Here is a 15,870-nt window from a genome sequence, read left to right on the forward strand (position 1 = left end):
CTGTGTCCCTACACGAGGTTCAGATCCCATCTTTCCTACTGAAACACGCCACTAACAGCTAATACCTAATTCTTACACATTAGAACCTAAAATAAATCCCCCCTGAGGGGAGATTTACGACCAGCCAGTCACGATGCATTTCGCCCATCGAGATATGCAAATATTGACTCCTACTCCGCCAGTATCCGTGCCAGCACCTCTCGCAGGTTCGGGGAGGCCTTCTCACTCACGGATTTGAGTAAACCGCGGAAGACCTGTTGGCGGGAAGGCTCCAGTCGATGAAGTCGTGCCGCCGCATTGGCAATGCGAGCCGCAATCTGGGGATTGAGTTCATCCACGGTGGCCAACGCGCTGGTGAACACCTTGTAGCCCTTGTCTGTATTGAACGCAGAAGGGTTGCTGCCGGCCAGGGCGCCCAGCACCGCCCGGACCCTGTTCGGCACCTTCCAGTCAAAGGCCGGATGTGCCAGCAGCCTTTCCACGGTATCGATGGTCATCTCTCCCGGCGCGGAGGCTTGCACGGAGAACCACTGATCCATCACCAGCGCTTCATCTTTCCATTTTCGTGCAAACTGCTGCAGGGCCTGCTCTGCACCGGGTAAGCGGTGATGCACCAATACCCTCAACGCGCCCAGCTCTTCGGACATGCACAGCGGCAACTCGAACAATTCCACCGCGATACGTGCAGCCTCATGGTGGCCTCCGGCAGCCAGGTAATCCAGTGCCAGATTACGTAGCTGACGGCGCCCCATTGCCACACCGTCCATTTGCAACTCGGTGGCCAGCAGGTTTTCAGACAGCGACAACCATTGAGATTGCAATACCTTGCCCAAGGCCTGTTTCAGGTTCTGATGCGCCATGTGAATGCCAGACGGATCCAGAGGAGAGTGGCGATCACCCAATGCGACTTCCGTTGGCAGCGTCAGCAACAAGGCAGCCTGGGCAGGGTCTTCCCCGGCCCGGTCAATGACCTGCTCAAGCACCGGCGCCAACCGGACAGCCTCCTCATCCGCATTACCCTGCCCGCGTACCAATCTATCAAGCGCGGCAAAGTAAAGCCGTTGGGCAGCTGACCAACGGCAATAACCGTCGGTGTCGTGGGCCAGTAATGTGGCCAGCTGATCCGGACGATAATCAAACTCGAGCACCACCGGTGCCGAGAAGCCCCGTAGCAGGGAGGGCGTTACCGATTCACTGACAGGAAAATGAAAGCTCTGCGCTTGCTGATCCAGTATCAGCACCGTTTCTCGCAAGCCGTCCTGATCCAACGCCACCGGCGCGCCATTCTTGTCCAGCAAGGCAAGGCGCACAGGGATTACCAAAGGCTCCTTGTCAGCCTGGCCCGGGGTCGGCGGAGTATGCTGCCGAAACGTCAGCGAATAATCGTCACCCTCCTGCTCGGCCTCAACAGACAGAATTGGCGTCCCTGCCTGGCTGTACCAGCGACGGAACTGCGCCATGTCCATGCCGGACACCTCTGCCATGCAATCCACAAAATCATCACAGGTGACGGCCTGTCCATCGAAGCGTTCGAAGTAGAGATCCGTGGCTTTGCGGAACTGTTCGGCACCCAGCAGGTGGTACTGCATGCGAACAATCTCTGCCCCTTTCTCGTAAATCGTCAGTGTGTAGAAATTGTCGATTTTCTGGTACTCGGAAGGGCGAACCGGATGCGCCATGGGCCCCTGGTCTTCCGGGAACTGATGATTCACCAGAAAATCCACGTCGCCCACTCGCTGTACCGCCGCCGAGTTCATGTCTGCGGAAAACATCTGGTCGCGGAAAACGGTAAAGCCTTCCTTGAGGCTGAGCTGGAACCAGTCGCGGCAGGTGACACGGTTACCGGACCAGTTGTGAAAATACTCATGGGCCACCACGGATTCCACCCGCTGAAAACCGGCATCGGTGGTGGTAGCCGGGTGCGCAAGGACACAGGAGGTATTGAAGATATTGAGGCCCTTGTTTTCCATGGCACCCATGTTGAAGTGGCTTACCGCCACGATCATGTAGATATCCAGGTCATACTCGCGCCCATAGGTTTCTTCATCCCAGCGCATGGCGTGCTTGAGGGACTCCATGGCGTGATCCAGCTTGTCGAGATCGCGATGCTCGGCATACAGACGCAGTGCCACTTCACGCCCCGAAACCGTGGTAAACGTATCTTCCAGGCAGGCCAGATCACCAGCCACCAGGGCAAACAGATAGCAGGGTTTCGGGAACGGGTCTTCCCAGGTCACCCAGTGGCGCCCGTCCTCTTCGCCCTGCTCTACCGGATTGCCATTGGAGAGCAGCAAGGGATACTTCTTCTTGTCCGCGCGCACGGTAGTGCGGAACCGGGACAGCACATCCGGGCGATCAGGGAAGAAAGTAATATGACGGAAACCCTGGGCTTCACACTGGGTGCAGTACATGCCGTTGGACATGTACAGGCCTTCCAGGGCGGTATTTTTTTCCGGTTCGATGTCGACAACGGACACCAGTGTTGCCTGCTCCGGCAAACGGCTCAGGGTTAACTCCCCGTTTTCATAGTGGTAGTCGGCTTCCTCCAATACCTTGCCATCCAAGGCCAGAGAGCGAAGAGTCAGCCCCTCGCCGTTGAACATCATGGAATCGGAAATCACTGCATCAGGATTACGCCGCAACGCCAGCTCACTAGTCACCGTGGTCACACCGTCATGGATATCCACATCAAGCGTCACGCTATCCACCAGATACGCCGGGGGCAGGTAATCCTTGAGGCGGGTAGTGGTTACAGCAGCGTGGGCAGTTTCCATCAAACAACTCCTGACATTGGCTTTGGAATAACAGTTTAACGCGTCCCTGAAACGACAACACCCCGCCGAAGCGAGGTGTTGCAACAACTTCACATTGAAGGAAAAGCTTACGGCGCAGGAACCTCAACATCCCCTGGCGCCTGAGAACCAATCGCCACCTGGGTGCCGCCGGAGAGTACAAAGCTCATTACCTGAGCCTGCAACTCTGCCGTCACTTGCGGCGCGCCACCGGACGGGGTCAACAGGGAGCCATGGCCTCCAGCTGTCATCTTGACGATGCCGGCATTACCCTGGCTTGTCAGATCAACAGCACCCGGGGCCAATTGGACAGCGCTAGACAGTGACGCCAGACCATCCGTTCCCATCATCGGCAGAGACGGATCACCATTCGGCACAACCGTATCACCATTGATTTGCTGCAGCAGCACGGGCTTTCCTGCCGCTGCCAGAGCACCCACAGAGCTAGCGAAGCTCACCGGATCCCCTGAAGAAACTGTACTCTGCGCGACGTAGAGGAAGCTTTCATAGTCAGAAGTACCCACATTCACCCCGTTGGCTGCCAAACCAGCCTGAATACGCGGAGCAAACGCCTGTGAGTTATTCAGCAGATGGGCAAGCTGGGTTCCGCCTACCGACACAACCAAACCATTAAGGCTGTTCAGGTTGCTGCCAAAGTTGGCATCCGCCTGAATCGCGACCTGGTTAATACCGGTATAGGTAGTCCCAACGATGCCGCCAAGGGAAGCACCAACCAAAGTCACATTGTCAGTATTGAGTGCACCGTTGCTGTCAATATCCAACGCACTGATCGCACCGAGACTCGCGTTCAGGTTCAGCAAATCCATCACTGCCTGACGCAAGTTATCACGGGTGTTCTTCAAATCGGCAAGGTTAATAAACCAGCTGCCGGAACCATCAAGCGCGGTCGGAGAATCGAAGTTCATAGGGGCCGGATTACCGGAGGCATCCTGGGCCACATTGAAATGACGCTCATGCAGATCCAGACCATCATAGATGGTGGAGAATGGGATCAGCGCACTGTTTTCCACATTCAAGGCACCCGCAAAAGCACTGTTTGCAGGCACACCGTGAACCGGCAAATCGATCGCAACGGTAGCGATACAACGGGAAGCCAGAGTATGCGCCAACGCCATCACGGAGGTGCGATCACTGGTAATACCGTGGACATAAATCACGGTCGGGTAGCCAGTATTGTCCCTGACATTGGCACAGCTGGCACCACCGAGTTCTGCCGGAGTCAACGCCGGGTTAGGCAACGTCACCTGCAGCGGAACGGTCTCTGTACCTGTTTGAGCCGCAAAGGGATAGCGGTATGTAACATTATAGGAACCATCCACATCCATCGGCGGGATACCCATACCGAGCTGGGACCCCAGCACCTGATCGGCCGTCCAGGACTTCTGCAGGAAGCTGAAATCCAATGCGCTTGCTGGCGCGGACTGGTAATACGGCAAATCAATCGCCCCGGTGAACAGCTTGCCAACATCTGCTGCGAGCGCCCCCTGGGTAAGCGTATTGAAATCCACGCCAGTCATAGCGCTGACGGCAACATCCCGTGCCTTTGGAGTGCTTAAAAGGCCAAGGCCCTCGAGCGCGCTCGCGCCGGCCAGTGCTGTAGAAGGATCAACGCCCGCCTCAATCTGGGACAGGGCAATCGCTCCTCGAGGAGCCGCCATTGCTGTCAGCGGGGTTTCCGGGTCGGTTGTCGTAAAGGTATAGGAAATCGCCACGCTATCCTTGGCAACATCAACCGGAATCATGTCACCAGACAACGCATTAATCAGACCACCTGCAATCGTTTCCCAACCCTGGATGGCGCCACGCACCGCCTGAAGGGAAGCAGTTACCGCAGGCTGATTCTCGCCCAACAGATTGTAGGCTGTGGACGCTTTAATCGGGTCGCCATTGGTGTCCAGCACGCTGTTGGTAACGAAAACCAGGTACTTGGTTTTTGCCAGCAAGGGCTGCAGAGGAGTAATCCGCAACGTATTGTCGGTGCCCCCATTCAATGACACAACAGAAGCGCTGATTGCTGTCGAGCCAAACGCGGTCTGGTTAACTCCAACAATGTTTGCAGGGTTCAGTGCATCACCGTCACCACCGCTGGTATCCAGAGGCACAAGATATACGTTTGGCAGGCCAGCACATCCACCCGGAACACAGATGGTGGACTCATCGATGCTGCCACCAGCAAAACCGATATCGAAGTAAGCGGTGCGGGAAAAACCGTCGAGCGCATTCACTGCAGCTTCAATGGCATTTTCCGGCACACCCACGTTTGCCGTGCCGTCACTGGTGGCCGCATCGGCAAAGATCAGATCCGTGTTGAGGGGCAGATCCGACGTTACCGGGTTGAATTTGGGATAGGTACCAAGGAAAGTCGCACCTTCACTCTGGTCCTCTACACTGTCACTGCCGCCACCACAGGCAGCCAGAGCCATAGCAACTGCGACAGGCAGTACTTTCTTGTAGATATGCATGTGGTCTCCCGAACCATTTGTTATTTAATTCTTTTATTACCCATTTGGGTAAAAAATTTCGCTACAGGCAGGAAATCGCTAATCCCTGCGGGCAGGCACAAAATACCTAGCCCGGTTTTGGCCTTATACGAACAATACAGTATGTAGCGCTATCGACCAACGCCAGTAGAAAACAAAAAGGCCCGGAGGGCCAATAAAAAGATGACCTGACAGTCACTCTTCACGCGAACCCCGCTATTGCAGGGTATCCGGCCCACGCAGAGTCACTGCCTGCTCTTGCGTGTCACCCTTGTCACCCTTACAGGCCTGCTCCATGTAGCCGGTACGCTGCTCTTCCGGCAGGTTCTGTGCTTCCCAGGCCAGCACTGCCTGCATGCAAAGTTCCCGCTGCTCCTTGCTCAGCACACGGCCATCCGGCCATTTTCCCAACTCCACGGCCTTGCGCATGTTGTCGCAGATTTCCGGGGTCATGGTGGCGATCAGATCTTCAAAGCTTTGGTAAGTCATGGTGTTTTCCGGTTTTGACGGCATGTCGGCGAAGATGGGCCTGCACCCATTACCGCCCTACGAAAGCCAGAGGTTTGTCTCTTACCTTCGTTGTTAACTATTCGTGATTAACTATTAATTGCTCTTCAGTTGCTGTCACCAGGCCGGGTGCTCCAGCCCAGTTTCGAGCGACAGGCCTGATAAAAATCGTGCCCCGGCGGGTGAATCAGATACAGCCGGTGGGGCTTCTTGCGAATCACGATCACGTCATCCACCTGCAGACGAATGCCCTCGGTGCCATCACAGCTCACCAGGGGACGCACCTTCTCGGTGGTAATATGGATCTTGATTTCCGAATCCCCGGCCACCACCAGCGGGCGACTGGTGAGGGTGTGCGGGTTCAGTGGCACCAATACCATGGCATCCAGTTTGGGGTGCATGATGGGGCCACCCCCGGACAACGCATAGGCTGTAGACCCCGTCGGCGTGGAGATGATTAGACCGTCGGAGCGCTGGCCATAGACAAAGTGGCCATCGATACCCAGCTCGAAATCGATCATGTGTACACTGTCACCGGACAGCAGAACCACATCATTCAGGGCACTACCCTCACCCACCACGGTCTTGCCGCGCCGCACCTCCAGATCAAGAAGAAAACGTTTTTCGGTGGTGTATTCGCCGTCCAGCACCTGCCCCACGCGGGATTCGATTTCGGACGGGAGAATATCGGTAAGGAACCCCAGATGCCCCCGGTTAATACCCAGCACCGGCACCTTGTAACGCGCCAGGATACGGGCAGCACCGAGAAGACTGCCATCACCACCGACCACGATCACCAGATCACAGGACTCCCCCATCTGGGCAGGGGTGGCTGCCTGCAGCCCCATTTCGGGCAAGTTTTCGATGATTTGCTTATCGAGGATGACGGTGCAATCGCGACCGTGCAAAAAGTGGATCAGCTGGCGCAGCGAATACAGCGCCTGCTCACTCTCGGAACGGGCAATCAGACCGATATTGCGAAATTTGTCGTGAACCACATTGATCCCGGGGCAGCGACGGCTGCTGTCGGTTGCGGGGGCCGCCACCGTCAGCAGCGATCACCCCTGGGTCATGCTTTCGTTCAGGGTAGCAGCATTGGCATTCAGGCCGCCATCCAAGACGATCACATCCAGGCCGGCGTTTTTTAACAAAAATGCCGCGGTTGCGCTACGTCTTCCTGTATCGCAATAGGCCGCATAGGTTCTTGAAGGGTCCAGAAGGCGGGATTTCAGGCGCAATACGTTGAGCGGCATATTCGCAGCGCCCCCCAGATGCCCCTGGTCAAATTCGTCACTGGTGCGCACATCCAACCAGGTGGCGCCCTTCTCCACCGCCTCCTGCACCTTGTCCACCGGCAGGGTGTTGATGATCGGCTCGCGTAGCAGGGCATCAAAATCCTTGCGGTCCAGGCGCATCAACACCCCATCCGTAGCCATGGCCACAGTGGCATTTCTGGGCTTGCCAGACAGCAACGCCTCTTCCCCAAACCACTGCCCCTCCTCAAGCATGGCCACCGGCGTCGGCTCATTGTCACCCATGCTCACCGCCACCTCGCAAACGCCTTCCTTGAGGATGTAACAGCAATCTGCCGCTTCGCCCTGGCGAATAATCACGTCCCCCTCTTTCTGGCGGAAGGCACGCAAACGACGGAAAATTTCGAGAATATTGGTGGGCGGTACCCGATGAAACAGCTTGGAGCGAAGCAGACGAATCATCCACTCGCGATCGTTCTGGTAGGCCGAGTTGGCGTTGATATCAAGAATCACATAGCCGGCAGACTGATCCCAGGACAGGATGGTATCCAGCCGGAAGCTGTCAAAGCGGACCACACTGACTTCTCCCACTGCCCGTGCCGTGCTGCGGCGGGGCTGGGCATGATCCAGGGGATGCCAGGAGGCGGAGTCCCCGGCACTGACCACTTCAGCCACTCCGTTTTCGTCAGTGAGTTCCACCTTGCCGCTGAGCAGGTAGATGGTGGTGTTGTCTTCATCACCTAACGAAAAAAGGACATCACCTGACACATAGCGGCACACCTCCTGCTGATCCAGCAACCAATCCAGCTGGTCGCCGGACAGTGCATTGACTGGCACAAACGTCTGCAAAAGGCTTTTATCTATGGATTCTCGAGCCATCACTGCCGCTCCCGGTCTTTTTGAACTCGTATATTCTGGTTATATCCAGACTAACTACTGCAAAAAGCCGACCACTTCCGCATTCAGCGGAACTGGTCCACAGATTTTGCTTACCGGAACTTCAGCACATTATCGATGGCTGAGTCGTTCCGGCAGTTCGGACATCGGTTGGCATTACGGTCCGAAACACCAGGCTTGAACTGGTTGGGCACCTCCACACGAATGACGCGCTTGCCACACACCTGACTGTCCACCCCTGCACTTACCTGGCAGACCGGATTTTCATAGTGCGCCAGCCATGCACGATAATGATCCTCCGTCACCAGACATTTGCGTGCTGCAAAGGCCACTGGGTTATCCATGTATTCTGACATCTGCTCGGCCGGGATAGAGATATGCCCGGCGCCGGGATGAAAGGCGATAAAGCTCAGCCCAAGATCCTCCAGCTTCTCCAGCACCTTTTGAGCGCCACTGCTGGCTTCTTTACCCTGGTTACGCTTGAGCTCACTGATCTGCTCTTTTAACTGACCGATAACATCATCGCGGGTCAGCACATCCATTTCCTTGGCGTGGATCTGCTCTGAGAGCTTCGCCCGCTCCTCTTCCAGCCGCTGCTCCAGGGCCAGCTTGTACTGTTCGGTAAGCACCTCAAGTTCGCTGCCCTGGTTGGCGCTCTGGTGGCTCTGCTCCTCAAGACTTCGATTCAGGCTTTGTACTTGCGCCTTGAGTGAGTCATTCTGCTCGCGCAGGGCACCGTTCTGGGATTTCAGGGCCTTGAACTGCCCCAGCACTTTCTCCAGCTGGGCATTGAGAATCTCTTCCTTTTGCTGGGCCGCATAGCGTAGCTTCGCAACTTCTTCAGTCTGGGAGTTTTCCATCGTCTGCACCCGCAGGCGCAACTCTTTGATGATCCGTGCCAGTCGCACACGCTCTGCATCTTCCTTCTTGCGGGAGTCGTCATCGTCTGGAGTGACGGTGGGCGCCTGCCCGGCCAACACTGGAGGCACTGCTACGCTGGTATCCATGTCATCATCGATTTCCAGCCCCATCTTGGGACCACGCTCGAGAATCAGATCACGAATAGCAATAAAGTCGTTGGCCCCCGGTTTCATCCCCGGGTCCCACAACTGATCCTGGTGCCACGCCACCGGGCACTGACTGCGACAGGCAAGGCGAATCGGCCCCGCCCCCATGTCAGGCCCCTGGGCACCGTGTTCAGCCAGGTGGCGCAGAGGTACGTTCCAGGTGGTATCGGCCATACCATCTTCATCAAAATCGATGGTAAACAGCACCATCGCCTTTACTTTCAGGTGCCCGTTCACCAGACAGTAAGCGCCGCGAACCTCTTTATCGGCAAACTCCGGCACGCCCACCATGCCATCGAGAATCGCCTCAAAATCAGAGTACAGCATGCTCTTGCTGATACCCCGATGATCAAAAAACAGAATGGCTTCGGACGTCACTGCGGATGCAGACATGTGTGCCTTTCCTTTCCCTGAAATTATTGTAAGTGGCCAACATCACGACACAGTGCCACACCCAGAAAGTGACGCCCAGAGTCAATGTGTTGCCAAATATAGTCAGCCCCAAAAGCAAAGTGTGGCCTGAATGGCTCCCAAAAAAAAGCACATTCGTCGACTGTGCAGGATGCCGTAGTCAGGCGTCGCCAACCACAACCGGGATCACGTTGCGAGATATATCCCGCAAAAATGGGTTAGCTGGAACTACTCTGCCAGCAGGGGAAATCAGGATAAAACGCAACAGGAGGGAGACAGACAGGAGAAGGGAATATCAGATGAGAGGGAGAGACGGGAGGATTACAGTTCCTCGCCGTCGTCAGCCCAACCATCGTCTTCCAGCCATTCATCCAGGCTTTCCATCATCTGCCTCTCCTCAAGGCGCTCTTCAAACAGTTCTTCCATGGTATTGCTCCTTTTTTTTCATTGGTTCGCCATTTCACATGGCAGTCAGGGAATTAGACACGGCAAACGTGACAAGTTCATTAATGAGGCGTCAGACGCTTGATACTCGACGCCCGACAAAGACAAATCACCAAATAGCACGAATCAAGATGTGGCGGCCAGGGCGGGGAACAACACAAGAGGAGAAAGAGAGGCTTTGCGCTATGCATTCGATATCAGGCGTCTGGCGCATAAACAAAAAAGGCCCTCCTTTCGGAGAGCCTTTCATGCTGAATAGTGGCGGAGCGGACGGGACTCGAACCCGCGACCCCCGGCGTGACAGGCCGGTATTCTAACCAACTGAACTACCGCTCCACATTCCTTTCGGAATTCTTTCAAAATCTGGTGGGTGATGACGGGATCGAACCGCCGACCCTCTGCTTGTAAGGCAGATGCTCTCCCAGCTGAGCTAATCACCCATGTTCGCGTCGCTGCGAAGTGGGCGCCATTTTAGGGATTGGGCCGGGGGTGTCAACGGCTTTTTGCAGAAAAGTGATCGTTTGCCTACAAAATGGCCGAAACGGCTAAAAAAGCAACGAGCCACGAGCATCTCGCCCCTGGAAGCTCGTGGCTACTCCCTTTCCAGGGCCTCAATCTTCGCCTTGGCCTCTTCCAGCGTATAGCGCCCGGGAACCGGATCACCGTTGGGCCTGGCGATCAGGTAGTGGTGGACATCCAGCGCCCAGGTGTCGCGGTTCAGCTCACCCTCTTCAAGAATGCTGTAACCGGTTTCCCCCCAGGCAATGGCATTGCCGATCATGGCTGCTCTCCAATGACCCGGGCCAGGATGATCTCAGCCAAATCATCCAGGGTCATCGGGCCGTCCCGATCGAACCAGTTTGGCGCCCAGCCGGTCATGCCGGTAAGCAGGCGACGCATGATAAAGGGATCGGTTTTCATGGCTCCCTGCGCATGCAACTCATTAAGAGCATCCAGCCACAGCTGTTCGTAGATACTGCGCAGGGCGAGTGCTTTACGCTGCTTGTCTTCACTGAGACAGCGCCATTCCGTGACCATCACCGTCATGGCCTCGGCGGTATCACCAACAATGGACTGCAGCTCAGCGCGAATCAGCGCGCGCAGCCTGCCCTCGGCGGTGGATTCCGCGGCCACCGCCTGCTCGAGACGCGCGGTATTGAAGTGAATCACCTCTTCCATCACGGCATAGAGGATGTCCTCCTTGCTTTTGAAGTGATGGAAGATGGAACCGCTCTGGATGCCCACGGATGCGGCAATATCCCGTACGGTGGTGCGATCAAACCCCTTGTCCCGAAACAGGTGTGCCGCCGCACTGAGCAACCGCCCGCGAGGAGAATCATCAATTCCGTTGATTGCCAGTGATTCAGCCATTGTTACCCTCATCAATATAAGCCGCGCATTATCCCGGTTTGAGGCAGGTAGCGGCAAGGCAGGAACGAGTTGAACCTTCAACTGTTCTTCACCCTTTACAAACCAAGCGCTTGCTTGGTAGCTTACGGAACCATGCTCAAACAGGCAAATGGAGCCAACATGACCGATCCGATTCGCATCGGCTGTGCCGCCGGTTTCTGGGGCGACACCAACAGCGCGGCCTTTCAACTGGTCCGTCAGGCCGATATCGATTATCTGGTATTCGACTATCTGGCCGAGGTGACGCTGTCCATCATGGCCGGCGCCCGCATGAAAGACCCCACCGCCGGCTATGCCCATGACTTCGTCAACAACGTCATGGCCCCGCTGGCCGCGGACATCAAGGCAAAGAAGATCACGGTGATCAGCAACGCCGGGGGCGTCAATCCGCGCGCCTGCCGCGATGCGCTGCAAAAAGTCTTTGCCGAGGCCGGGGTGGAACTGAATATTGCCCTGGTGGAAGGAGACGACCTGAATCCTCGCCGCGGTGACTTTACCGATGCCAGGGAAATAGACAGTGGCACGACCTTGCCACCCATGACTCTGACCATGAATGCCTATCTGGGCGCCCTGCCCATCAAGGCGGCTCTGGATGCCGGCGCCGATATCGTTCTCACCGGCCGTATCGCCGATTCCGTCCTGGTGCTTGGTCCGCTGATGCACGAATTCGGCTGGGCCGACGACGACTATGACAAGCTCGCCCAGGGCTCCTTGGCAGGCCACGTGATTGAGTGTGGCGCACAGTGTACCGGCGGTAACTTCACCGACTGGCGCCAGGTTCCTGATTTTCACAACATGGGCTTCCCGATTGCCGAATGCTTCGAGGATGGCCACTTCGTCATTACCAAGCCTGCCAACACCGGCGGCCTGGTGAGCACCGCCACCGTGGGCGAGCAGATTGTTTATGAAATTGGCGATCCCCGCGCCTACCTGCTGCCCGATGTGGTCTGCGACTTTACCGGGGTCACGCTGGAGCAAGAGGGAGATAACCGGGTCAGTGTCAGCGGCGCCCGGGGGCGTGCCCCCACCGACAGTTACAAGGTGTCCGCCACCTACCCGGATGGCAACAAGATCACCGCCTCCTTCCTGATGGGCGGCATCGATGCGGCCGAGAAAGGCCAGGTCGTGGCCGACGCCATCCTCAAGAAAGTGGGCGGTCTGTTCACTCAACTGGGCATGGCCCCGTTCCGGGAAACCAGCTTGGAAATTCTCGGCAGCGAAAGCACCTACGGTGCCCAGGCCCAGCGCAGCGACACCCGCGAGGTGGTGGTGAAGATTGCCGCCCTCCACGACGACAAGAAGGCCCTGGGCCTGTTCGCCCGGGAAATCGCCCAGGCAGCCACCGGCATGGCACCGGGACTTTCCGGGCTGGTAGGCGGTCGCCCCAAACCGTTCCCGCGTATCCGCCTGTTCTCCACCCTGGTGAACAAAAGCCAGGTGCCGGTGACGGTGGATGTGAATGGCGAAACCGTTGCGGTGGATATCCCCGCAGGCCAGCCCTTTGCGACTAGCCAGTTGCCTGCTGACGCTACCCTGGAAAGCCACACCGGTGACGTCACCGTGCCGCTGGTTAAACTGGCCTGGGCCCGCAGTGGCGACAAGGGTAACCATGCCAACATCGGCGTCATTGCCCGCAAGAACGAGTATCTGCCTTTTATCAATGCGGCGCTCACCGAAGAGTCCGTGGCGGCCTACATGCAACACGTGCTCGACCCGGATACCGGCAGCGTCAGCCGCTGGGCCATGCCCGGCATGAACGCCTTCAACTTCCTGCTGAAAAATGCCCTGGGCGGCGGCGGCATCGCCTCCCTGCGCATTGACCCCCAGGGCAAGGCGTTCGCCCAGCAACTGCTGGATATGCCTGTTCCGGTTAGCCAGGCCATCGCCGACGAAGTGGGTGCCTGAACGTGATTTTAGCGTCGGACGTACGACGTACGACGCTTTCAACCAATAGATAATGGAGTCCCCATGTCATACCGTTCCGTCTTTAAAGCCGACCTGTTCGCCGGCAAGAACATCATCGTCACCGGCGGCGGCTCCGGAATCGGTCGCTGTACCGCCCACGAGCTGGCGTCCCTGGGTGCCCGTGTGGTGCTTATTGGTCGCAAGCAGGAAAAACTGGATTCGGTGATCGCAGAGATTGAAGAGGATGGCGGCAGCGCCATTGGTTTTTCCTGTGACATTCGTGACGAGGAAGCGGTCAAGGCCACGGTGGCAGACGTCTACAAGGCCGTGGAAGTCGTTCATGGTCTGGTCAACAACGCCGGCGGCCAGTTCCCTTCTCCGCTGGCACTGATCAACCAGAAAGGTTGGGAGACCGTGGTGCGCACCAACCTCACCGGTGGCTTCCTGATGGCCCGGGAAGTATTCACCCAGGGCATGAACAAGAACGGCGGCGCCATCGTCAACATTGTCGCCGACATGTGGGGCGGCATGCCCGGCATGGGCCACTCCGGGGCTGCCCGGGCCGGCATGGTGAACTTCACCCAGACCGCTGCCTACGAATGGGGCAGCTGTGGCGTGCGTGTTAATGCGGTGGCCCCTGGTTGGATCATGTCCAGCGGCATGGACACCTACCCGGAAGGTTTCAAGCAGACCCTCAAGACCCTCAAGGCCGCCGTGCCGCTACAGCGCATGGGCAACGAATCGGAAGTATCCGGGGCTATCTGCTTCCTGCTCAGTGATGCCGCCGCCTTTATCAGTGGCGACACCTTGCGCATTGATGGCGCGGCCAGCCAGGGTAACGTGGCAATTTTCCCCCTGCCCGCCCACGACAAAAGCCAGCCGTTTGACGGCTTCCACCGTGCCACCACTCCGGACGTCTTCAAGGATCTCTAATGTCAGTTATCGAGTCTGCGCTGGATACCCAGAGCGAGGAATACCGCCAGAACCGCGAGGCCCTGCTGGCCGCACTGGCTGAATTTCGTGGCATCGAACAAGCGGTGATGGATGCTACTGAAAGCAAGCGGCCCAAATTCGAAAAGCGCGGCCAGCTGCTGCCTAACGAACGGATCTCCCGATTACTGGATCCAGGCTCACCGTTTCTCAGTTTGATGAACCTGGCCGGTTACAAGATGCACGACGACAAGGACGGCACCGAAGCCGGCGGCGGCGTCATTGCCGGAATTGGTTATGTCTCCGGTGTACGCTGTCTGGTTACCGCCTCCAACTCGGCGATCAAGGGCGGTACGGTGACCCCCTCCGGACTGCACAAGACCCTGCGCCTGCAGCGCATTGCCCTGGAAAACAAATTGCCGGTGGTGAGTCTGTCAGAATCCGGCGGTGCCAACCTGAACTACGCTGCGGACGTCTTTGTAGAAGGCGCCCGGACCTTTGCCAACCAGGCACGCCTGTCTGCCGCCGGCGTGCCGCAGATTACCGTGGTTCACGGCAACGCCACAGCTGGCGGCGCCTACCAGCCCGGTCTGTCCGATTATGTGATCGTGGTTCGCAACCGCGCCAAGATGTTCCTGGCCGGCCCCCCCCTGCTGAAAGCCGCCACCGGCGAAGTGGCTACCGATGAAGAACTGGGCGGCGCAGAGATGCACGCCGGCATTGCCGGTACGGCCGAATATCTGGTGGAGAACGATGCGGATGGTATCCGTCAGGCCCGAGATCTGATGAAGATGCTGGGCTGGCAACGGGCAGCGCAACCGGCACCGGCACATCAACCTCCCGCCTATGATCCGGAGGAACTACTGGGCGTCATTCCCGCCGATGCCAAGAAACCCTATGACGTGCGTGAAGTCATTGCCCGTATTGTCGACGGCTCCGAGTTTCTGGATTTCAAGAACGAGTGGGACGGCGCCACCGTGTGCGGCTGGAGCACCATTGAAGGCAAGCCGGTAGGCATCATCGGCAACAATGGCCCTATCACCCCCCGGGGTGCTGCCAAGGCTGCCCAGTTTATCCAGCTGTGTGACCAGACCCGCCGGCCTCTACTGTTTCTTCACAACACTACCGGCTTCATGGTGGGTACCGATGCCGAACAGAACGGCGTTATCAAGCACGGCTCGAAAATGCTGCAAGCGGTGGCCAATGCCCGGGTACCCAAAATTTCCGTGGTCATCGGCGGCTCCTACGGTGCCGGCAACTACGCCATGTGTGGTCGCGGCCTGGACCCGCGCTTCATCTTTGCCTGGCCTAATTCAAAAGTCGCCGTGATGGGTGGCCAGCAGGCAGGCACCGTGCTGCGCATCGTGGCGGAAGCCAAACAACGCGCCGCCGGCATTGAGCCGGATGAAAAGGTGCTGGATATGCTGCAACAAAGCACCGCCCAGAAACTGGACAGCCAGTCCACTGCACTCTACGGCACCGCAAGGCTGTGGGACGACGGCATCATCGACCCAAGAGACACCCGCAAGGTGGTCGCCTACGCACTGGATGTATGTGCAGATGCAGACCAGCGGGAACTGCACCCGAATGCGTTCGGGGTGGCAAGACTTTAAGCGACGAGCTGCGAGCCTCTAGCTACGAGAAAACACTCTTTTCTTAAACTCGAAGCTCGTAGCCAGCAGCTGCAATCCCTCTGATCGTCAGTTGCAACACAAACAACCAAACAGAACAGAACGAACACGACAGGAATCAG

Annotated in this window: 11 protein-coding genes and 2 tRNA genes; 3 read left to right on the forward strand and 10 right to left on the reverse strand. The window is 57.4% G+C overall.

The features are described 5' to 3' along the window. Positions 1–170: 170 nt before the first annotated feature. The 10 genes from pepN to GQF00_RS04675 form a co-directional block, all read right to left on the reverse strand. Positions 171–2,774 (reverse strand): aminopeptidase N, encoded by a 2,604-nt coding sequence (gene pepN, locus GQF00_RS04630; RefSeq protein ID WP_161318005.1) that lies wholly within the window; start codon positions 2,772–2,774, stop codon positions 171–173. Positions 2,775–2,881: 107 nt separating this feature from the next. Next, entirely contained in the window at positions 2,882–5,275 is a 2,394-nt protein-coding gene (locus GQF00_RS04635) for a hypothetical protein (protein WP_161318006.1), read from the reverse strand. 234 nt (positions 5,276–5,509) lie between these two features. After that, on the reverse strand, positions 5,510–5,782 hold the full coding sequence (locus GQF00_RS04640; protein WP_161318007.1) for a YeaC family protein: 273 nt from the start codon (positions 5,780–5,782) through the stop codon (positions 5,510–5,512). A gap of 125 nt (positions 5,783–5,907) precedes the next feature. Then, complete coding sequence (locus GQF00_RS04645) at positions 5,908–6,798, reverse strand: NAD(+) kinase (RefSeq protein WP_161318324.1); 891 nt, start codon at positions 6,796–6,798, stop codon at positions 5,908–5,910. A gap of 60 nt (positions 6,799–6,858) precedes the next feature. Then, the gene (locus GQF00_RS04650; protein WP_161318008.1) at positions 6,859–7,932 is read right to left on the reverse strand and encodes a cyclic nucleotide-binding domain-containing protein; all 1,074 of its coding nucleotides are present in this window, start codon (positions 7,930–7,932) and stop codon (positions 6,859–6,861) included. Positions 7,933–8,042: 110 nt separating this feature from the next. Further along, the gene (locus tag GQF00_RS04655) at positions 8,043–9,410 is read right to left on the reverse strand and encodes a hypothetical protein (RefSeq protein WP_161318009.1); all 1,368 of its coding nucleotides are present in this window, start codon (positions 9,408–9,410) and stop codon (positions 8,043–8,045) included. 721 nt (positions 9,411–10,131) lie between these two features. Beyond that, positions 10,132–10,208, reverse strand: a tRNA-Asp gene (locus GQF00_RS04660). A 28-nt stretch (positions 10,209–10,236) separates the two neighbouring features. Then, positions 10,237–10,312, reverse strand: a tRNA-Val gene (locus tag GQF00_RS04665). Positions 10,313–10,464: 152 nt separating this feature from the next. Next, on the reverse strand, positions 10,465–10,653 hold the full coding sequence (locus GQF00_RS04670) for a hypothetical protein (protein WP_161318010.1): 189 nt from the start codon (positions 10,651–10,653) through the stop codon (positions 10,465–10,467). Further along, complete coding sequence (locus GQF00_RS04675; protein WP_161318011.1) at positions 10,650–11,243, reverse strand: TetR/AcrR family transcriptional regulator; 594 nt, start codon at positions 11,241–11,243, stop codon at positions 10,650–10,652. Before GQF00_RS04675 ends, GQF00_RS04670 begins: the two co-directional genes overlap by 4 nt. A 159-nt stretch (positions 11,244–11,402) precedes the next feature. Here GQF00_RS04675 and GQF00_RS04680 point away from each other — a divergent pair, with 159 nt between their 5' ends. From GQF00_RS04680 to GQF00_RS04690, 3 genes are all read left to right on the forward strand, one after another. Then, positions 11,403–13,187 (forward strand): acyclic terpene utilization AtuA family protein, encoded by a 1,785-nt coding sequence (locus GQF00_RS04680; protein ID WP_161318012.1) that lies wholly within the window; start codon positions 11,403–11,405, stop codon positions 13,185–13,187. 63 nt (positions 13,188–13,250) lie between these two features. Continuing rightward, positions 13,251–14,120, forward strand: coding sequence for an SDR family oxidoreductase (locus tag GQF00_RS04685; protein WP_161318013.1), 870 nt, complete (start codon positions 13,251–13,253; stop codon positions 14,118–14,120). Beyond that, the gene (locus GQF00_RS04690; RefSeq protein ID WP_161318014.1) at positions 14,120–15,730 is read left to right on the forward strand and encodes an acyl-CoA carboxylase subunit beta; all 1,611 of its coding nucleotides are present in this window, start codon (positions 14,120–14,122) and stop codon (positions 15,728–15,730) included. The genes GQF00_RS04685 and GQF00_RS04690 overlap by 1 nt, the downstream gene beginning before the upstream one ends. Positions 15,731–15,870: the final 140 nt, after the last annotated feature.

The organism is Alcanivorax sp. DP30 (assembly GCF_009882945.1).
GTDB lineage: Bacteria > Pseudomonadota > Gammaproteobacteria > Pseudomonadales > Alcanivoracaceae > Alcanivorax.